The organism is Streptomyces sp. ISL-12, from assembly GCF_018614415.1.
Classification (GTDB): Bacteria; Actinomycetota; Actinomycetes; order Streptomycetales; family Streptomycetaceae; genus Streptomyces.
On record NZ_JAGGOO010000070.1, the window covers coordinates 56,019 to 75,023 of the forward strand.

General features: G+C 71.4%; 20 protein-coding genes and 1 pseudogene. 6 read left to right on the forward strand and 15 right to left on the reverse strand.

Annotated features, from left to right (window positions below):
* Positions 1 to 86: 86 nt before the first annotated feature.
* The 3 genes from J7I94_RS19815 to J7I94_RS19825 are packed head-to-tail and all read right to left on the reverse strand — an operon-like array spanning position 87 to position 2,610.
* Positions 87 to 1,151, reverse strand: a complete 1,065-nt coding sequence (locus J7I94_RS19815) for an aldo/keto reductase (RefSeq protein ID WP_215168476.1) — start codon at positions 1,149 to 1,151, stop codon at positions 87 to 89.
* Entirely contained in the window at positions 1,148 to 1,933 is a 786-nt protein-coding gene (locus tag J7I94_RS19820; RefSeq protein ID WP_215168477.1) for an SDR family NAD(P)-dependent oxidoreductase, read from the reverse strand. The genes J7I94_RS19815 and J7I94_RS19820 overlap by 4 nt, the downstream gene beginning before the upstream one ends.
* Positions 1,930 to 2,610: an SDR family NAD(P)-dependent oxidoreductase gene (locus J7I94_RS19825; protein WP_215168478.1), complete on the reverse strand. Its 681-nt coding sequence runs from the start codon at positions 2,608 to 2,610 to the stop codon at positions 1,930 to 1,932. Before J7I94_RS19825 ends, J7I94_RS19820 begins: the two co-directional genes overlap by 4 nt.
* Before the next feature lie 72 nt (positions 2,611 to 2,682).
* On the opposite strand from J7I94_RS19825, the gene J7I94_RS19830 reads away from it, so the two are divergent.
* Entirely contained in the window at positions 2,683 to 3,204 is a 522-nt protein-coding gene (locus J7I94_RS19830) for a MarR family winged helix-turn-helix transcriptional regulator (protein WP_215168479.1), read from the forward strand.
* Between the two features lie 207 nt (positions 3,205 to 3,411).
* Here the strand turns inward: J7I94_RS19830 and J7I94_RS38460 are convergent, their stop codons facing one another.
* Entirely contained in the window at positions 3,412 to 3,570 is a 159-nt protein-coding gene (locus tag J7I94_RS38460; protein ID WP_251075406.1) for a hypothetical protein, read from the reverse strand.
* Between the two features lie 273 nt (positions 3,571 to 3,843).
* Between J7I94_RS38460 and J7I94_RS38465 the strand changes: the two are divergent.
* A pseudogene (locus J7I94_RS38465) lies at positions 3,844 to 4,215 on the forward strand (D-alanine--D-alanine ligase A); the annotation flags it as partial.
* Positions 4,216 to 5,230: 1,015 nt separating this feature from the next.
* A complete protein-coding gene (locus tag J7I94_RS19840) occupies positions 5,231 to 5,653 on the forward strand; it encodes an OsmC family peroxiredoxin (RefSeq protein WP_215168480.1) in 423 nt (140 codons plus the stop codon).
* A gap of 82 nt (positions 5,654 to 5,735) precedes the next feature.
* Here J7I94_RS19840 and J7I94_RS19845 read toward each other — a convergent pair whose 3' ends face one another.
* The 8 genes from J7I94_RS19845 to allB form a co-directional block, all read right to left on the reverse strand.
* Positions 5,736 to 6,596 carry a helix-turn-helix transcriptional regulator gene (locus J7I94_RS19845; RefSeq protein ID WP_215168481.1) on the reverse strand — a complete coding sequence of 287 codons (861 nt, stop codon included), beginning with the start codon at positions 6,594 to 6,596 and terminating at the stop codon, positions 5,736 to 5,738.
* A 97-nt stretch (positions 6,597 to 6,693) separates the two neighbouring features.
* Positions 6,694 to 7,053: a nuclear transport factor 2 family protein gene (locus J7I94_RS19850; RefSeq protein ID WP_215168482.1), complete on the reverse strand. Its 360-nt coding sequence runs from the start codon at positions 7,051 to 7,053 to the stop codon at positions 6,694 to 6,696.
* Between the two features lie 44 nt (positions 7,054 to 7,097).
* Positions 7,098 to 7,871: an SDR family oxidoreductase gene (locus J7I94_RS19855; RefSeq protein WP_308114631.1), complete on the reverse strand. Its 774-nt coding sequence runs from the start codon at positions 7,869 to 7,871 to the stop codon at positions 7,098 to 7,100.
* 1,169 nt (positions 7,872 to 9,040) lie between these two features.
* Positions 9,041 to 9,307 (reverse strand): IS3 family transposase, encoded by a 267-nt coding sequence (locus J7I94_RS39350; RefSeq protein WP_215168483.1) that lies wholly within the window; start codon positions 9,305 to 9,307, stop codon positions 9,041 to 9,043.
* The gene (locus J7I94_RS19865) at positions 9,304 to 9,570 is read right to left on the reverse strand and encodes a transposase (RefSeq protein ID WP_215168484.1); all 267 of its coding nucleotides are present in this window, start codon (positions 9,568 to 9,570) and stop codon (positions 9,304 to 9,306) included. The genes J7I94_RS39350 and J7I94_RS19865 overlap by 4 nt, the downstream gene beginning before the upstream one ends.
* Positions 9,571 to 9,925: 355 nt before the next feature.
* A complete protein-coding gene (locus J7I94_RS19870) occupies positions 9,926 to 10,552 on the reverse strand; it encodes a dihydrofolate reductase family protein (RefSeq protein ID WP_215168485.1) in 627 nt (208 codons plus the stop codon).
* A 162-nt stretch (positions 10,553 to 10,714) separates the two neighbouring features.
* Entirely contained in the window at positions 10,715 to 11,830 is a 1,116-nt protein-coding gene (gene alc, locus J7I94_RS19875; RefSeq protein ID WP_215168486.1) for an allantoicase, read from the reverse strand.
* A gap of 58 nt (positions 11,831 to 11,888) precedes the next feature.
* Positions 11,889 to 13,226 carry an allantoinase AllB gene (gene allB, locus J7I94_RS19880; RefSeq protein WP_215168487.1) on the reverse strand — a complete coding sequence of 446 codons (1,338 nt, stop codon included), beginning with the start codon at positions 13,224 to 13,226 and terminating at the stop codon, positions 11,889 to 11,891.
* Between the two features lie 260 nt (positions 13,227 to 13,486).
* Between allB and J7I94_RS19885 the strand changes: the two genes are divergently transcribed.
* The gene (locus tag J7I94_RS19885) at positions 13,487 to 14,293 is read left to right on the forward strand and encodes an IclR family transcriptional regulator (RefSeq protein WP_215168488.1); all 807 of its coding nucleotides are present in this window, start codon (positions 13,487 to 13,489) and stop codon (positions 14,291 to 14,293) included.
* Positions 14,294 to 14,362: 69 nt separating this feature from the next.
* Here J7I94_RS19885 and J7I94_RS19890 read toward each other — a convergent pair whose 3' ends face one another.
* A complete protein-coding gene (locus J7I94_RS19890) occupies positions 14,363 to 14,677 on the reverse strand; it encodes a DUF5955 family protein (RefSeq protein ID WP_215168489.1) in 315 nt (104 codons plus the stop codon).
* 204 nt (positions 14,678 to 14,881) lie between these two features.
* Here J7I94_RS19890 and J7I94_RS19895 point away from each other — a divergent pair, with 204 nt between their 5' ends.
* Together J7I94_RS19895 and aceB are read left to right on the forward strand one after the other, a co-directional pair.
* Positions 14,882 to 15,481 carry an NTP transferase domain-containing protein gene (locus J7I94_RS19895; RefSeq protein ID WP_215168490.1) on the forward strand — a complete coding sequence of 200 codons (600 nt, stop codon included), beginning with the start codon at positions 14,882 to 14,884 and terminating at the stop codon, positions 15,479 to 15,481.
* A gap of 121 nt (positions 15,482 to 15,602) precedes the next feature.
* A complete protein-coding gene (aceB, locus tag J7I94_RS19900) occupies positions 15,603 to 17,225 on the forward strand; it encodes a malate synthase A (protein ID WP_215168491.1) in 1,623 nt (540 codons plus the stop codon).
* Between the two features lie 3 nt (positions 17,226 to 17,228).
* On the opposite strand, the gene J7I94_RS19905 is transcribed toward aceB, so the two are convergent.
* A complete protein-coding gene (locus tag J7I94_RS19905; protein ID WP_215168492.1) occupies positions 17,229 to 17,513 on the reverse strand; it encodes a SelT/SelW/SelH family protein in 285 nt (94 codons plus the stop codon).
* Positions 17,510 to 18,436, reverse strand: a complete 927-nt coding sequence (locus J7I94_RS19910) for a HipA family kinase (protein ID WP_215168493.1) — start codon at positions 18,434 to 18,436, stop codon at positions 17,510 to 17,512. The genes J7I94_RS19905 and J7I94_RS19910 overlap by 4 nt, the downstream gene beginning before the upstream one ends.
* Positions 18,437 to 19,005 lie beyond the last annotated feature (569 nt).

Sequence of the window (19,005 nt, forward strand, 5' to 3'; positions counted from 1 at the left end):
CATGTCCGTCGATCGCCGCCCGCGAGGCGATGAGCGGGGCAGGCGGCTGTCCGACAGGCCGCCGAACGCGAGGCTCCGCGAATCGGTCAGGCGACGGGGACGACGGGACGGATCAGACTGTCGGCGGTGACGTACTTCTCGCCTTCGCGGTTGTGGACGTGTGGTTCTCCGAGGGTGAAGCCGCCCGCGGAGTCGAGTTCCGCCATGTCCTGGTCGGTGAGGCCGAGGTGGAGGGCTTCCAGGTTGCTGGACATCGCCTGTGCGGTGGGTGCGGAGGTGATGGGCACCAGCGCGGTGGGCGAGCGGTGGGCGCGGTGGAGGACCCAGGCGAGACCGACCTGGGCGGGCGTGGCACCGTGCCGGCCGGCGACCCTGCCGACGGCCTCGCGCACGGCCAGGTCGGCGGGGGTGGGCCGGTTGCTGGCGGACCAGTGCAGCAGGCGGGCCTCGTCACCCCCGGTCCCCGGGTGGGTGCCGGTGAGGAAACCACTGGACAGGGGTGACCAGGCGCCGAAGCCGATGCCGAGGGCCTCGGCCATGGGGATGATCTCGCGTTCGGCGCCGCGTTCGGCGACCCCGTACTCGGCGGTGACCGCGGCGATGGGCGCCCAGCCGTGCCGCTCGGCGAGGGCCTGCCCGCGGGAGACCCGCCACGCGGGGAAGTTGCCCAGACCGCCGTAGCGGACCTTGCCCGAGCGGACGAGGTCGTCGAGACCTCGCAGGATCTCCTCGATGGGGGTGACCGCGTCGTGGGCGTGCAGCCAGTACAGGTCGACGTAGTCGGTGTTCAGGCGGCGCAAAGTGCCGTCGATCGCCGCCATCATGGCCTTGCGGCTGTTGCCGACACGGGCGTGGCCCTCGGTGCGGGTGGAGCCGACGGCGTACTTGGAGGCGATGACGAAGTCCTCGCGGTCCTTGCCCACCAGTTCACCCACGAGCCGTTCCGACTCGCCGCCCTGGTAGCCCTCGGCGGTGTCGATGAAGTTGCCGCCCGCCTCGGCGTACGCCTCGAACACGGCGCGGGCGCCGGCGACGCCCTCCCCGGGACGGCTGCGGCCGTCTATGCCTTCGTGGGTACCCAACAGGCCGCTGCCCAGTGAGATCTCGGAGACGCGCAGACCGTTGTTACGGCCGAAGAGCCGGTATTTCATGAGGAGTGCTCCTGTGCGGGAGGGGTCGTGCCGACGGAGGCTCCGCCGTCGACGACCAGGGAGGTTCCGGTGATGTAGGCGGCCTCGTCGCCGGCGAGGAAGAGGGCCGCGCGGGCGATGTCGTCCGGCTCGCCGAGCCGGGGAACGGGGAACGAGGTGGCCATGGCTTCGGCCATCGGAAGGACGCCCTCCTCGGCCAGCATGGAGGTGCGGACACCGCCGGGATGGACGGCGTTGGCGCGCACCCCGTCATGGCCGTAGGTGACGGCGACATGGCGGATGAGGGAGCTCAGGGCCGCCTTGGCCGGCTGGTAGGCGGCGTTGGCGGGCAGAGTGATCTCGTTGCCGTTGGTCGCCGAGATCGCGACGATCGAGCCCGTGCCGCGCTGCCGCATGCCGGGCAGCACGCTGCGGATGCCGTGGAACGCGCCGGTCAGGTTGACCTGGAGCGAGTCGGACCATTCGCGTTCGGTGAGGTCCGCCAGGGCGGGCCGGGTCATGGTGAAGGCGTTGCTGACCAGCACGTCGACCGGTCCGTAGCGGTTCTCCGTCTCCTGGCGCGCGCCGTCCCACGCCTGGCGCGTGGAAACGTCGAGGCGGTGGTAGAAGGCGTGGCCGCCGGCCTCGGTGATGCCGGCCACCACCGCCTGGCCCTCACGGTCCCGGATGTCGGTGACCGCGACCCGGGCTCCTTCGGCCGCGAACAGCCGGGCGACGGCCGCGCCGATGCCGCGGGCGGCGCCGCTGACCAGGACGTTGCGTCCGTCGAGCCGCCCGCTCACCGGACACCGTCGGCGGTGTAGAGGACCTCGGCCTCCTGCCGTGAGCGGTACAGGTCCAGGTAGGTCCCGGCCATGACGTCGGGCATGCTGGCCGGGCCTTCCTGTCCGATCCAGGTCGCTATCGCCACGTGCGCGGCGTACACGCCGGTGCCCCGCAGGGCCGCGTGCAGATTCAGGACCCAGTTGCGCAGCGCACCGGACGCCGCGGCGATGTTCGCGAACGGGGGGTGCACCACCGGCCCCGAGGAGGCACCGGTACTGACGAGGATCGTGCCGCTGCCCCGGGCGATCATGTCGGGCAGCACCTGCTGCACGGCGGTCACCCCGCCGAACAGGTACATGTCCAGTTGCGGCAGCAGTGCCGCCACGCTCAGGTCGGTGGCACCGACGGCGTCGACGGTGGACGGGTCACCGGGAGCCGGGGAGTACTCCAGCACCTCGATGGGCCCGAAGCGTTCCTTGACCGCGTCGAACGCCTTCACCAGCGCCTCGCGGTCGGTGACGTCGGCGACGAACCCCTCCGCCCGCAGACCCTCCCCGGCCAGGTCGCGCTCCAGCTTCTCCAGCGTCCCGGGCGTGCGGCCGATCAGGGCGACGTCGAAACCCTCGGCTCCGAAGCTCCGCGCGATCGCCTTGCCCAGTCCCGGGCCGGCTCCCACGACTACAGCGGTACTCATAGCTTCTCCTGGATAGTTCGATCGGGTGGATCGTTTAGCACTCTAAACCATATCCGATGCTAGATTACCTACATGACCAATGACTCAGTGATCGACGCCCACCGCTCCCGCCCGGGGCTGATGCTCGCCCTGCTCGGCGCGGAGGCGATGCGCCGGTTGCGAGAGGCGCACACCACTCACGACCTCAGCCCGCGCCAGTTCGAGGTCCTCGGCCTGCTCCACGACCGGGGCACCCTGGGCCAGAGCGAGCTCGGCCGCCTCACCGGCGTCGCGCCCAGCATCCTGGTCACGCTCCTCAACCCGCTCGAAGCCGCCCACCTCGTGGTACGCCACCGCGACCCGGCCGACCGCCGCCGTCACGTCGTCGCCCTCACCGACACCGGACGTGAGCGCCTGCACCAGGCATCCGAGGCCCAGTACGAGGTCGAGGACACACTCCTCGCCGCACTGACCCCTGCCCAGCGGAACCAGTTGCGGGACCTGCTCACCCGCGTCCGTGACGACCTCACCGAGCACCGGGACCACTGCGCCACCCCGGCGTCACTCGAACCACGGCGCGGCGGCGAGGGCCCGGACGCCCCGGCGGTTCCGTGATGCGGACGATCCCGCGAGCGCGGGCCGCCGTCAGGCCGTAGGGGCGGCCGGACAGTGCGGCAGAGCCCGGGTGACAGCGGGCCGTTTCCCTCCCCACGGTGCCGGACGAACCGGTGTCCGGTTCAGGGCGTGCCCTGGTGAGCCGCGGTCCCCCGCGAGTCCGGCGCCCCCACGCACGGGCGCCTCGGCGCTACTCCCTCACGCCTTCTACCGCTCCGTCGACGCCTCGCTGTCGTCCGGCGCCTGCCGGCGCTCCGGGGAGCCACCGAGCTCCTCCTCCAGGCGAGCCATCCGGCGTTCGAGCCGCCGAGCGTGCGACTCCATGGTCACGACCACCGTCACTCCAGCCAGGGCAACGGTGAACATGGCGGGTATCTCCATTACGCCACTCCCGATGATCTTTACTGTGCATGGTGCTGTGAGGCTCCGGCCGGCCGAGGAACGAAGGATTCTTCACACCGGACACTGCCCGCCTCGCGTCTTCGCCAGGCACAGAGCACTCATGTGCTGAGGGTGAGCACGCGCGAAGAACGGCGCGCGGCCGGAATCGGTTCACGGGCGCCCTCGGGGGTCGCGCCGGCGAAGATACCGTCGTACGGCCGGGGACGGGGCCGAGCCAGACCGGGGCCAGGGCCGGTGAAGGACGGCCCGCGTGCCAGTGTTCCGACCGAGGTGTCGCCTGTGCCGTCGCGGCCCTTCTACGACTTCGAGGCCAAGTACCTCGACTCGGACAAGAACATCGTGCCCGCGCCTTTGACCTCGCAGGAAGTGGCCGGGATCCAGCAGCTCGCCGTCGCCGCGTACGAGGCGATCTCCTGCGAGGGCCTGGTCCGCGCGGACTTCTTCCTCACCGAGAAGGGGGAGTTCGTCATCAACGAGGTCAACACGATGCCCGGGTTCACTCCGGTTTCCATGTACCCGCGTATGTGGCAGGAGAGCGGGGTGCCGTACCCGGAACTGGTGGATCGCCTGATCCAGGCGGCACTGAGGACGGAGACCGGTCTGCGCTGAGTCCGTCGGTCCGTCGTCGCCCCGCCCTTGTGCGACCGGCCCGCGGGGCGACAGGGCAGCAGCACCCTGGGCACCTGTGGTGGCCGACGACCACGCTGCCCCGCCGAAGGCCCTGCCGCCGCCCTCTCGGGCCCTCCAGGAGGGCACCACGCGCCCGTTGCCACCCGGGTGCGCACGCACGGCACACCTAGCCCCACATCCGCGGGTCGTCGGCCACCGAGGACCTCTGACTCGCGCCGGCCACAACCACCATGTACGGACCCGGCGCCAGATACTTCACCGTCGCGTCCGCGGCTCCCCGGTGCTGGCAGCCTGCCAGCAGTGGCAGGCCCGTGATGACCGTGGCGGCCACGAGTAGCGACTTGGTGCGCTCGGGGGAAAGCATCGTGCTGTGGTCCCTTCGGACGGGGAGGAGACCGCGGACTGGGCCGGGTCTCGCTGTTCGGACTCTGTGATCACCAGGCAGGAGCGATGGCGCCGCGGACGGCGATGTGCGCGACCATGACTCCGTTGTCACCATTTCCGTGGCCGCGCCATGCGGTGTCACCACCGGAGCAGGTCACGACATCTACATATGCGCCGTCTTCCCGAAGCCCGGGCGGCAGGGGCACGGGTGTATGCGGCATCCGCCCAAGGCGCCGTGTCAGGGCACGTCGTCCGCGACGGGGACACCACGTCCCTCGCGGACCCAGCCGATCGCGACAGCAACGCACCCGACGACAGAGAGGTCGGATCCGGTCAGATCACGGCGGAATCTCGACCGGACGGGCGGTCCGCTCGATTTGCTTTCTGGAACCAGCGACAGGCAGGTGTGCGCGGGGGACGCTCCGCGCACGACCATGGACCCACGTGGTCTCGCGACGGGCCGTCGACGCTGTCACACGCCACGGCCACCACGAACCACTCATTTCCCTGCTTTTCGGTCACACGCCCGACCGGGGCGCCTCGTGATCGGATGGCGCCGTCCGGCGAGGGAGTTTCCCCGTCAGCGATGCCAGGACCGAAAGGACTGATCATGACCACCATGCGTTCCGCCCACACCGACTGGGAAGGCGACCTGCTCGGCAAGGGCGTCGCCACCTTCGACTCGTCCCACCTCGGCAGCCACCCCGTGTCGTGGCCGTCGCGCGCCGAGGAGGCCAACGGCAGCACCAGCCCTGAGGAGTTGATCGCCGCGGCTCATTCCAGCTGCTTCTCGATGGCCCTGTCACACGCCCTGGACGCCGCCGGTACCCCGCCCACCCGGCTCACCACGGCCGCCGATGTCACCTTCCAGCCCGGTGAGGGCATCACCGGCATTCACCTCACCGTGGAGGGGACGGTCGAGGGGATCGACACCGCCACGTTCGTCGCCGCCGCCGAGGAGGCCAAGGCCAACTGCCCGGTGAGCCAGGCACTCGGAGGCACGGCCATCACTCTGTCGGCCAAGCTCGTCTGACACGAGCCCCGTCGGACGGTGGCCCCCCGTCCTGCGCCGAGCCACCGCTCCTTCGCCCGATGATGTCCTGAAGCCAGGGCCATCACCGGGCCTCGTGTTCTCCGCCGGACGGGGATGCGCAGGCCCGCATGAGCGGGTCCCATGAGACCTCGGCTCCGCTCTCCTGCTGTGCGGTGAACACCATGTAGGTCTGCTCCGGGACCGTGGGGGAGACCATCGTGTGCTGCTCCAGTGTCAGCACACCCGCCACGGGATGGTCGACGGTGAAGGGATCGAGGCCGCAGGTACTCACCGCGTGCTGCGCCCAGACTCTGGCGAACTCGTCGCTTCTGATGCCGAGTTCGCCGATCAGCGCGGAGAGTCCCGGGTACGAGGGCCAGGCGCCGGCGGAGAGCCGCAGGTGGGCCGCGACATCTCGGACCTTGGCGGGCCAGTCCACGAACAGACCGCGGCTCACGGGGTCGAGGACGATGAGGCGGGCCAGATTGGGCCGGGTCTGCGGCCGGTCCGGGGCGTTGATGTCGAGATGGCTCGCGAAGAGCATGTGCGCCGACGCGTTCCACGCCAGGATGTCGCCCGTCACACCGGTCACGAGGACCGGTCCCGCGATGGTCCCGATGAGCTGGTGGGTACCGGGTGCCGGTTCCTGGAACCCGGTCGAGGGGCGTGGCGTGGGCTGGGCGAGGAGACGCATGTGCTCGTGCTCCTGCGGCGTGAGAGCGAACACCCGGGCGAGGGAGTCGAGGACCTGAGGTGAGGCGTTGACGGCGACACCCTGTTCCAGGTCCCGGTAGTAGGACTCACTCACCCCGGCCAGCCGGGCGACCTCCTCCCGGCGCAGACCTGACACTCTCCGCCGCTTCCCGTCACTGGCCACTCCTGCCGCCTCGGGCCGGATCTGTGAACGGCGTGCCTTGAGGAACTGTCCGAGCTCGATGTACATGCGCAAGAAGCTAGCGCGCCCGGATTCCCGCCCGCCTGCCGCTGCCAACGGTACCCACGGTGTCCGTTCCGGCACTGCCGGGCTGTGACCGGTTCTTTCACTGCCCCATGACAGTGAAGCGGGAGGTCTGTCGGCGGATCAGACCGTCGGAGACCAGGAATGTGTCGATGCCGTCGGTCACTGTCAGGGAATCCGCTTTCATGCCCCATTCGAGCAGAAGCAACCCGGTGGCCTCGGTGACCGACAAGGGGGCGTAGGCGGCACCGGGCAGGGTGCGCGCGTTGTCGGCGAACGCGTCACGGATGGCGGCCTTGCCAGTGACGGCTTTGCCGGGGAGAAGAACGACGGCGTCGTCGGCGTAGTCGGCGGCGATGCGGTCGGCGTCGCCGCTGTTGAGTGCGGCCAAGTGGTCGTCGAGGACCCTCCGAGGGCTGCGGTGGTGCACGGTGTCGCTCATTTCACGTCGGAGGTGTGGGGTGTGGCGTGTGGGGTGTGGGCGCGTCAGGCGATGACGCTGTGGACGAGCTGTCCGCCGTCGATGCGCACGGTCTCGCCGGTGATCCATCCGGCGTCGTCGGAGGCGAGGAAGGCAACGAGCTGGGCGACGTCGGAGGGTATGCCCAGCCGGCGCAACGGGTAGCGTTCGATGACCTCGGCCTCACGGCCGGCGTACAGAGGCTCGGCGAACACGGTCTTGACCACCGCGGGTGCGACCGCGTTGACCCGGACCTTGGGGCCGAGCTGGTAGGCGAGTTCCTCAGTGAGCCGGCACAGGGCGAGCTTGCTGGCGCCGTAGACACCGATGTCGCCTGTCGCGCGCAGGGCGGCGGTGGAGCTGATGTTGACGACGGCGCCGCCATGCTCGGACATCCAGGCGTGCCAGGCCAGCTGGGTGTAGCCGAGTGCGGCCGTCACATTGACGTCGAAGGTCTCACGGACCTGGTCCAGGTCGGCGTCGACCAGGGGGCCGAACAGGGAGTTGACGCCTGCGTTGTTGACCAGCACGTCGAGGCTGCCGAACTCTTCGACGGTGCGCTCGACAGCCTCGCGACGGGCGTCGCTGTCGCCGGCGTCGCCGGGGACGGCCAGGATGCGATCACGGGCGGCGCCGGTCTCCGCGGACAGTGATGCGGCCGCGGCGCGCAACGCTGTCTTGTCGCGGGCGGTGATGGTGACAGCGGCACCCTTGCGCAGGAACTCGGCGGCGATGGCCCGTCCGATACCGCGACTGGCCGCGGTGACGAGTGCGCTCATTCCGTCGAAGTCATGGTTCACGACGTGTTTCCTCTCATGGTGTGCGGATCGTGACACGCGCACGAACGGTGAGTGAGCAGACCGGCCGTGCCGTCCGTGCGGACGCGGGGTCGTCTCCTCGCGCCGAGGCAGCGTCCAGGCCCTTGTGCCCTGCACGGTGACGGCTGTCGGTGACGGCGTCCGTGCCGTGCCGCGGCGTGCGTGAGCCGCTGCCGGTGGGCTGGGGCCCATGGCGAGCGGGTGTCTCGGGGCCGACAGGGCCGGGAGGCATGCCGACTGCTCGTGAATCCGAGTATGTGCTGCCGCGACGGGTTCAGCCTGCCGCTGCCAGTGGCACCTTGACCGCCGGACCGCGGCGATGGACATGGTGGGGGGCCACCCGGCCAGAGGTCCTCGTACGTTTCCGGTCGGTCAGGCGGGGCCGGAGGCGTGGTCCGTGGCGGCCGCTCGGCGAGGCAGGGCGGTGGCGGTCGCGATGGAGGGGGCCAGGGCGACGACGGCGAGGAGGAAGGCGTTGTCGAAGCCGTCGGCCGTGGGGCCGGTCGCGGTGGCACCGCTGGTCAGCAGGGTGGCGGCCAGGGTGCTGCCGACAGCGCTTCACACGGTGCGCGCCACCGTGCGAAGCCGGTCGCCGCGCCGGTCCGGTGGCTGGGCATGACCGTGCACGCCGGGATCGGCCATGGCGGACAACCCCAGTACCACTCCGACGCGTGTCCGGCTCGATGGTCCGAGGAGCGACAGTCTCCCCCCGACGCCCCGGCTTCGCAGCGGCCGGTCGGGGCGTCGGTCCGGTCTGGGTGAGGGAGAGGCAGGCCTGACACCCGGTTGTGAGCCCCTGCGCGATCACGCCACGGAGGTGATTGAACCTTTTCCTCTCCTCTGCCGTTCTGGTACCTGTAGGGCCTCCTCCCACGCAGTGGGTTCCACGGCAGTTGCCGACTGCTTGTGCCGTGCGTGACCACGCGGTCCGCGCGTGCTCCGCCTCCCGGGGCCCTGGTGGCAGCGTCCCACGCTCCGGCGTAGCCCGCCCGGGCACCGAAACGCCACACGATGCACCCTCCTCCCTGACGGAAGACCGATCTCATGTGCACTGACCCGCCCTCCGGCCGCCGCGTACCCGCGTCATCTCACTCCGCTGACATGTCCGCCCGTCGGATCCAGCAGCTGCGCGACATCAGGGATCTGGCCGATCAGACACTCGGCCAACTGGAGCGCTTGGAACTGCAACGGGCCACGACGACGCCCTTGCGCCGCAGGGCGCGGGTGATCCGCCGGACCCCACAGGTACCGCCCGACTCGGCATGAACCTGCTGGATCAGGGTCATGAGCTGCTCGTCACGGAGCCGGCGCGCGGACTTCGGCCGTCTCTTGCGGGCGTAGTAGGCGGACTCGGACCAGCCGAGCACCCGGCATACGGGCCCGACCCCGAAGCCGTCTTCTTCCAGGCTGTCGATCACCTGGTCGGCCTCGTCCGGGGACGGTCGAGCTCCTGGGCAGAAAGCGCACTCGCCGCTTTGAGGATCTCGTTCGCCCGCCTCAACTCCGCTACTTCCTCGCGGAGGTGCTTCAACTCGGCAAGCTCGGTGCTGGTCAGCCGGTCGTCGCGTTCGCCGACGTCCGCCTCGGCCTGGCGGACCCACCCGCGCAGGGCCTCCTTGTGGATGCCCAGGTCCTTCGCGACGTGCGCGATCGGGCGGCCGGTGCCGCGGACCTCGCGCACGGCCCGCTCACGGAGCTCATCCGGATGCTTACGGATACTTACGTGGTGCTGGCACTGCTCGTGGTTCTCCTTCGGAGCAGGATCATAAGCCTGGCTTCAGGGACTCCACGAAACCGGGGTCAGCTCACTCTCGGCCGTCCCCACCAGCGTGTCGGATGCGTCCCCCGGCTCCCGGAACGACTCGGGCCCGTCGGCCGCGACGGAGGTTCCGTACGGTTCACAGCCGACACCCTCCAGAGACTGGCCGAGAGGTACCAGCCGCCGACGAAAACGGCATACAGGCTTCCAGACGGCGCGGAGTTGTCCGATCAGGCACCCGCGCGGTCTCGCACGGGCACCCGGCCCGGCCTCCGCGTCACCTGTCCACCGGCAGCTCGTACGTGCCGTACTCGGGGCGCCCCGCCGGCTCGTACGACTGGATGGTCACGCCCTTCGCCGTGATCCGCCCGCCGGTGTGCCGGAAGGCGGTCGGCACGCCGCCCTCCTCGAACAGGCGCCGCCCGGCGCCCAGGACGACGGGGTAGGTCAGCAGGTGGAGGGTGTCGACGAGGCCGAGGGCGAACAGGGAGCGGGTGAGGACACCGCTGCCGTGCAGCAGGACCTCGCCGTCCGTGCGTTCCTTGGCCGCGGTGACCTCCGCGGCGAGGTCGGCGCCGAGCACGGTGGTGCCGGCCCACCCGGGGTCGGTGAGGGTGGTGGAGGCGACGTACTTCGGCAGTCCGTTCAGCTTCGAGGCGATCGGGTCGGCGGGGTCGGTGACCCTCGGCCAGTACGCGGCGAAGATGTCGTACGTACGGCGTCCGAGGAGGAAGGCGCCGACGCGGCCGTAGACCTCGTGGATGAACCGGCCGGAGTCCTCGTCGTCGAACGGGACGGCCCAGCCGCCCTGGCCGAAGCCGCCGCTGGTGTCCTCCTGGGGGCCGCCGGGGCCCTGGTAGACGCCGTCGAGGGTGACGAAGGTGGTGAGGACGAGCTTGCCCATGACGGGTGCCTGCCTTTCGCGCGCGGCGGTTCCACTGTCATCAGGGCAGACTCCGCCCGTCCGCGCGACTCATCGCTTCCCGGCGGCGTTTCCCGCGGGGCGGGCGCGGTCAGGCGGACAGATGCGTTCCGGTCCGCCTGACCGCGCTGTCGTCCGGCCCGGTCAGCCGCCCAGTTCCTGGTGGCGGGCGGCCAGCCGGGCCGCGCCGTCCTCCGTGAGGGCGCCGAACAGGCGCAGGCGGGAGATACCGCCGTCGGGGAAGATGTCCACGCGCGCGTGCGTGCCGACGGCCTCCTCGGGGAGGACGAAGCGGTGGTCGGTGTCGGGCTGGAGACGGGTGCGGGGCAGGATCTCGCGCCACTCGCCGCCCTCGCCGTCCTTGACGGAGAGCGAGGCCCAGCCGGCCGCGTTGCCCTTCAGGTAGGCCGTGTCGATCTCGACCGCGCGGACGCGGGAGCGGTCGGCCAGGCGGTAGGTGATCCAGTCGTTGCCCCGGTCGCGGCGGCGCCGGGTCTCCCAGCCGTCGTCCATCTTGCGGGAGCGGCCCGGCTGGATGGTGTTGGCGGCCGGCGAGTAGAAGAGGTCGGAGGCGTCCTCGACCCGGCCGCCGTTCTCCAGGGCGACCACGTCGAAGGTGCCGAGGGCGGCGAGCCACGCCGGGTCCGGGACGACCTCGCCGTGGACGCGCAGGCGGGCGATGCCGCCGTCGGGGTGCTGCTTCACCCTCAGGTGCGTGAAGCGCTGCTCGACGTCGACCGCGAAGCCGTTGGCCGCGTGGCCGCCGACGGGGGTGCGCGGGACGAGGGTCGTCCACTTGACGTCGTCGGCGAGGAGGTCCTCGGGGGACGGGGAGCCGGGCAGCGAGGTGCCCTCGACGGACACCGCCTGCGGGTGGTTGCCGCGGAAGTGCGCGGTGTCGACGACGATGCCGCGGATCACGCCCGGGGCGCCGAGGCGGACCAGCGCCCAGTCGTGGTCGTCGTCGTCGGGCCAGGGGTGGCCGGCCGAGACGCCGCGGCGCCGGCGGGTCTCCCAGCCGTCCATGACCTTGCCCTTGTGCCCGAAGTGCTCGGGGTCGAACTCGGCCCGCCCGGGCACCAGCAGGTTCTCCCGCTGGGCGAAGAACTCGTCGTTGGCGGCGACGACACCGGCGCCGAGCCGCCGGTCGGCGAGGTCGGCGTGGTGGGTGAAGGGGAGATCCGCGCTGCGGTAGTCCGCGTACGGGTCACCGCCCGAGTAGGGGTTCGCGTCGCCGGTGAACATCGAGGTCGCCGTCACAGTGATCAGTTCTGCCTTTCGGTCGTCGGGCGGTGTACGGACGTGGTGGTCGTGGCGGTCAAGAGGTGCGGGTGAGGAGCCGTCCCTTCGGTGCGGTGAACGCGCCGTCGGCCACCACGCGCTGTCCGCGCAGCCAGGTGGACTTGACGACGCCGTACAGGGTCCGGCCGGCGTACGCGGTGACGCGGTTGCGGTGCTGGAGGGCGGCCGGGTCGACGGTGAACGTCTCGTCGGGGGCGAGGACGGCGAAGTCGGCGTCGCGGCCCGCCTCGACGGCGCCCTTGCGGTCGAGGCCGGCCAGGGCGGCCGTCCCCGCGGACATCCAGCGGACGACGTCCTCCAGCGCATGGCCGCGGGCGCGGGCGGCGGTCCACATCGCCGGCAGACTGAGCTGGAGGCCGGAGATGCCGCCCCAGGCGGTGGCGAAGTCGTCGGTCTTCAGGTCGGCGGTGGACGGCGAGTGGTCGGTGACGACGCAGTCGACGGTGCCGTCGGCCAGCGCCTGCCAGAGCAGGTCCTGGTTGGCGGCCTCGCGGATGGGCGGGCAGCACTTGAACTCGCTGGCGCCGTCCGGGACTTCCTCGGCGGTGAGGGTCAGGTAGTGGGGGCAGGTCTCGACGGTGAGCCGGACGCCCTCGGCGCGGGCCTCGGCGATCAGCGGCAGCGCGTCGCTGGAGGACAGGTGCAGGACGTGTACGCGGGCGTCGAACCGTTTCGCCTGGGCGATCAGGGCCGCGATGGCGCTGTTCTCGGCGTCGCGCGGGCGGCTGGCGAGGAAGTGGCGGTAGTGCGGGCCGCCCTGCTGCGGGGCGGCGGCCAGGTGGTCCGGGTCCTCGGCGTGCACGATCAGCAGGCCGTCGAAGGAGGCGATCTCGGCCAGGGACCGGGCTAGTCGCTCCTGGTCGAGGTGGGGGAACTCGTCCACGCCCGACGGGGACAGGAACGCCTTGAAGCCGAAGACCCCGGCCTCGTGCAGCGGGCGCAGGTCCTCGACGTTGTCGGGCAGGGCGCCGCCCCAGAAGCCGACGTCGACGTGGGCCTTGTCGGCGGCGACCTGCCGCTTGACGCGCAGGTGGTCGACGGTGGTGGTCGGCGGCAGGGAGTTGAGCGGCATGTCGACGAGGGTGGTGATGCCGCCGGCCGCTGCGGCGCGGGTGGCGGTCCAGAAGCCCTCCCACTCGGTGCGGCCGGGGTCGTTGACGTGCACGTGGGTGTCGACCAGGCCGGGCAGGACGACGTGGTCGCCGACGTCCTCCAGCCGGGCGCCGGACGGGACGGGGGCGTCGTACGGCAGGACGGCGGTGATCGTGCCGTCGGCCACCAGGATCGACGCGGCGCGTGTCCCCTCCGGGGTGACGACCCGCGTGGAACGCAGCACCAGTTCGGCTTCGGACACCCGAACCCCTCTCTCTCGCCATGGAGCGCACTTCAACGAACTGTTGAAGGAGCTTCCCCCTCCGCCTCCCCGGCGTCAAGAGGCACCCCTGACCGCCGAAAGGCACTCCCGGCCGGACGCCCGCACGACGGACACCTCTGGATGTTTCCACAAAGTGGAAATACACTTTCGGAAAGCAGAATGTAGCTACGTACGAGCAGGGAGTCAACCGGCCGCCGGGTAGGCTTCTGCCCTCCCGTCCGCCCCGAAAGGAACGTGCCGTGCCGTCGTCCAGCGCCAGCACCACCGACTCCGCCAAAACCACCGCGAGCGGCGGCGTCCAGTCCCTGGAGCGCGCCTTCGGCCTGCTCGAACGGATGGCGGACGCGGGCGGCGAGGTCGGCCTGAGCGAGCTGTCCGTGAGCAGCGGGCTGCCGCTGCCCACCATCCACCGGCTGATGCGCACCCTGGTGGCCTGCGGCTACGTCCGTCAGCAGCCCAACCGCCGCTACGCGCTCGGCCCGCGCCTGATCCGCCTGGGCGAGTCGGCGTCCCGGCTGCTGGGCACGTGGGCGCGTCCGCACCTGGCCCGCCTGGTCGAGGAGACCGGCGAGACGGCGAACATGGCGCTGCTGGACGGGGACGAGATCGTCTACGTGGCGCAGGTGCCGTCCAAGCACTCGATGCGGATGTTCACCGAGGTGGGCCGGCGGGTGCTGCCGCACTCCACCGGCGTGGGCAAGGCGCTGCTCGCCGGTTTCCCGCCGGAGGAGGTGCGGGCACTGCTGGCCCGCACCGGGATGCCCGCCGCCACGGAGAAGACGATCACCACGCCGGACGGTTTCCTCGCGGCGCTGGAGGAGGTGCGGCGCCAGGGGTACGCGATCGACGACAACGAGCAGGAGATCGGCGTGCGCTGCCTGGCCGTCTCCGTGCCCGACTCCCCCACCGCCGCGGCCATCTCGATCTCCGGCCCGGCCGGCCGCGTCACCGAGGCGGCGACCGCCACGATCGTGCCGGTACTGCGGCAGGTGGCGGCGGAACTCTCCCAGACGCTGCTGGCCTCGGGCGGCGGCTCGGCGGCCTGACGCCGCGCCGGCCCGACCGCGGCCATCCGGCTACGGCCGCGCGGCCATCCGGCGGTCGCGGCCACCCGGCTACGGCCGCGACGGCTCCCCGAAGAGTTCCACGGCGTGGCGGACCTCCGTCAGGCCGGCCGACAGAGCGCTGACCGAGCCGATCGCGCCGGCGAGCAGCAGCAGGGAGCGGCGCAGCCGCGGCACCTCCGGCACCCCGGCGGCCGCCATCGCGGCGAGGTCGGCCAACTCCTCCTCGGCGACGCCCCGGTCGGGGAACTCCGCGGGCAACGCGGCGAGCCGCCGGCGCAGCCGGGCCACCGCGGTCCGCAGTTCCTGGACCCGCACGTCCTCGTCGCCGTCGGCCACTCGCTTCTGCCCCACGCTACGCAACACAGCCCCTCCCCCTCGCACCCCGTTGTGCGCCGTCACGCGATCCCGTTCTCCCCTGGCCCCCGACGGCGCTGGTCGGGCGCCGAGGGGATGCGGGTCAGTAAACGCCACCCGGTACGCACACGCCACAGCGCGGGCCGAAATTCAGTGTCCCGAAACCCCTCGCTCGCCGGGGCGCCGTTTGCCGAACTCCGGTATGCAGGAGGCATGGAGACGTACGAAGAGCAGGTCACCGGCCTGCTGCTGGCGGCGGGCGGCGGGCGACGGCTGGGCGGACGCCCCAAGGCACTGCTGGAACACCGCGGCCGGTCACTGGCCGAGCATGCGGTACTCGCCCTGCGCGCGGGCGGCTGCGCCCGCGTGCACGTGGTTCTGGGGGCGCGCGCGGAGACCGTACGCGCGCGGGCGGCTCTGGACGGGTGCGTCCTGGTGGACAACCCGGACTGGGAGCAGGGCATGGGTGGTTCCCTGCGCGCCGGGCTGGACTCCCTGGCCGGTACGGGCGCGCGGGCCGCGCTCGTCTGCCTGGTGGACCAGCCCGGCATCGGCGCCGAGGCGATCGCCCGGGTCCGCGCCGCCTTCCGGGACGAGACGTCACTGGTCTCGGCCGCCTACGACGGCGTACGCGGGCATCCCGTGCTCCTCGGCGCGGCGCACTGGGCGGGCATCACCTCGACTGCCACCGGGGACCGGGGGGCACGCGCCTATCTGAAGGCGCACGCGCGGGAGCTCACGCTCGTCGAGTGCGCGGACGTGGCGCGGCCCTACGACATCGACACCGAGGCGGACCTCGTCCACCTGGAGTGAACGCGTCCGGTGAACGCGTCGCATCGGTGTCTCGACATCAACAAAACATTGAACTTCCACTATGAGGAAACTACTATCCACTGATCAGAAGCTTGCCGCCCGCTGAAGGAAGTGACAGCTCATGTCCGCACCAGCGCCGTCCCCGCTGGCCATCGTCGACGCCGAGCCCCTGCCCCGGCAGGAGGAGGTCCTCACCGACGCGGCGCTCGCCTTCGTGGCCGAGCTGCACCGGCGGTTCACGCCCCGCCGCGACCAGCTCCTCGCCCGCCGCGCGGAGCGCCGCGCCGAGATCGCCCGCACCTCCACGCTCGACTTCCTCCCCGAGACCGCCGCGATCCGCGCGGACGACTCCTGGCGGGTGGCCCCGGCCCCGGCCGCGCTGAACGACCGCCGGGTCGAGATCACCGGTCCCACCGACCGCAAGATGACCATCAACGCGCTCAACTCCGGCGCCCGGGTCTGGCTCGCCGACTTCGAGGACGCCTCGGCCCCGACCTGGGGAAACGTCGTCCTCGGCCAGCTCAACCTGATCGACGCCTACACCCGGAACATCGACTTCACGGACCCCGGGTCGGGCAAGTCCTACGCCCTGAAGGCCGACGAGGAACTCGCCACGGTCGTCATGCGCCCCCGCGGCTGGCACCTGGACGAGCGCCACCTGCGGCTCGACGGCACCCCGGTCCCCGGCGCCCTGGTCGACTTCGGCCTGTACTTCTTCCACAACGCCCAACGGCTGATCGACCTCGGCAAGGGCCCGTACTTCTACCTCCCCAAGACGGAGTCCCATCTGGAGGCCCGCCTCTGGAACGAGGTCTTCGTCTTCGCGCAGGAGTACTGCGGCATCCCGCAGGGCACCGTCCGCGCCACCGTCCTGATCGAGACGATCACGGCCGCGTACGAGATGGAGGAGATCCTCTACGAACTGCGCGACCACGCCTCGGGGCTGAACGCCGGCCGCTGGGACTACCTCTTCTCGATCGTGAAGAACTTCCGCGACGGCGGCGAGAAGTTCGTCCTGCCGGACCGCAACGCGGTGACGATGACCGCCCCGTTCATGCGGGCGTACACCGAACTCCTCGTCCGCACCTGCCACAAGCGCGGCGCGCACGCGATCGGCGGCATGGCGGCGTTCATCCCGTCCCGCCGGGACGCCGAGGTCAACAAGGTCGCCTTCGAGAAGGTCCGCGCCGACAAGGACCGCGAGGCCGGCGACGGTTTCGACGGTTCCTGGGTCGCCCACCCCGACCTGGTGCCGATCGCCATGGAGTCCTTCGACAAGGTCCTCGGCGACAAGCCGAACCAGAAGGACCGGCTGCGCGAGGACGTCGACGTCAAGGCCGCCGACCTGATCGCCATCGACTCCCTGGACGCCAGGCCCACGTACGCGGGCCTGGTCAACGCCGTCCAGGTCGGCATCCGGTACATCGAGGCGTGGCTGCGCGGCCTCGGCGCGGTCGCCATCTTCAACCTGATGGAGGACGCGGCCACCGCCGAGATCTCCCGCTCCCAGATCTGGCAGTGGATCAACGCCGGTGTCGTCCTGGACAACGGCGAACGGGTCACGGCGGAGCTGGCCCGCAAGGTCGCCGCCGAGGAACTGGCCGCCATCCGCGCCGAGATCGGCGAGGAGGCGTTCGCCTCCGGCAACTGGCAGCAGGCCCACGACCTGCTGCTGACCGTCTCCCTCGACGACGACTACGCCGACTTCCTGACCCTGCCGGCGTACGAGCAGCTCAAGGGCTGAGGCTCACGCCGTCCGCTCCGAGTGGCCCAGGGTCTTCCCCGGGGCCACTCGGTCGCGTACGGCCCGCTTGACGGCCGTCGGTTCGGGGAAGCCCTGCTCGCGGCGGTCCCAGACCACCTCGTCACCGACCCGGACGACGAACACCCCGCCCGTGCCCGGCTTGAGCGCCAGTTCGGTCAGCTCGGCCTCGAAGGTGGTCAGCAGTTCCTGCGCCAGCCAGGCCGCCCGGGGCAGCCAGCGGCACTGGGTGCAGTACTCGATCTCCACGCGCCGTACGTCGTCCGTCATCCGCCGCTTCCTTTGAGGTGTACCGACCAGTCCTGTGCCGCCGCCGGTTTGCCGTGCAGGTCGGGGACCCGCTTGAGCCAGTCCGGCCGGCCCTGCCGGGTACGGGCCGCGCGTCGGGCGTCCTCGGCGGCGAGTTCCTCCCGGGTGGGGAAGTCGGTGGGGAGCCAGGCGGCGGACGCCCGTACGCGCGCGTGGAGGTGGTCCACGTAGGCCCGGCGCGCGTCGTCGGGGCCGGCGAAGCCCTCCTCGGCGGCCAGCCAGGCGTCCGGGACCTCGGCGGTGATCTCGCGCAGCAGCCGCTCGGTCACCCGGGGCGCGAGTTCCGCGTCGGCGGCCCGTACGTCGGGGGCGTAGCGGCCCAGCGCGTGGTGGCGGAAGTCGTACGCCTTGCCGGGATCGGCGCTCTCCCAGCGGTGGTGGAAGACGAGGGCGGCGCCGTGGTCGATCAGCCACAGCCTCGGCGGTACGGTGCCCAGGGTGGGCCAGATCATCAGGTTGGAGCTGTGCACCGTACGGTCGACGTTGGCGGTGAGGGCGTCGAACCAGACGATCCGCCCGGCCTCCAGCGGATCGACCGGGAAGGTCCGGGCGGCCTCGGGGGTGAAGTCCGCGGCACCCGGCAGATGGTCCATGCCGAGGTTGACGCCGGCGCTGACCTGGTGCAGTTCGCGCACCTCCTGGTGCGGCTCGCTCTCCGCGACCGCCGGATCGAAGTCGACCAGCACCAGCTCGGGGAAGCGCAGCCCCAGCGCCCGCGCCAGCTCCCCGACGATCACCTCGGCGACCAGCGCCTTGCGGCCCTGGGCGGAGCCGGTGAACTTGACGACGTACGTTCCGCAGTCGTCGGCCTCGACGACGGCGGGGACGGAGCCGCCGGAGTGCAGGGGTTCGACGTAGCGGGTGGCGGTGACGTGTCTCAGCATCTGCGCAGCCGACCTAGCCCTTCCGTCCTGCGAACCATGGCCGCCCTCCGAGGTACCGGCCGGGCGCCTCCGCCCTCGTCGGGCCCGCATCAGCCCCGGGAGCATTCCGTCTCCCGCCCGCGCAGGCGCCCTGTCGAGTATTCCACGGCTGCTTCGCACCTGCGGCAGCGGTGGAGCGAGCCACTGGCGCCCTGTGGCTCGCCGTCGACCGCACGGAGTGTGCACAGAGACCGAGAGTGACCAGCAGGCGTGAGGGCCCCCCATCACCGGGCCACGGTCGCCACGGTCGCCAGGTGCGGGTGACGGGTCGGTGAACAGTCGGTTCGCGTCATCGATCCGTTGATCTTTATTGGCCTGCGCGTCGCCGATGTGGCGGACGATCACTCCGCCATGTTCCCAGCACACGCGTCTTCCGACTGTTCCGGCCCTTCGGCCTCCGTCCCCGCGGTGGCGCTCGTCGCGCTTGCCCGCTCGGGGCGTTGCCCGGTCGGGCGGCCGACGGGAAGCACACCCGCGGTGGGCACCGACCGTGACGGATCGGAACGCCGCCGATGAGCATCCAGGTCTCG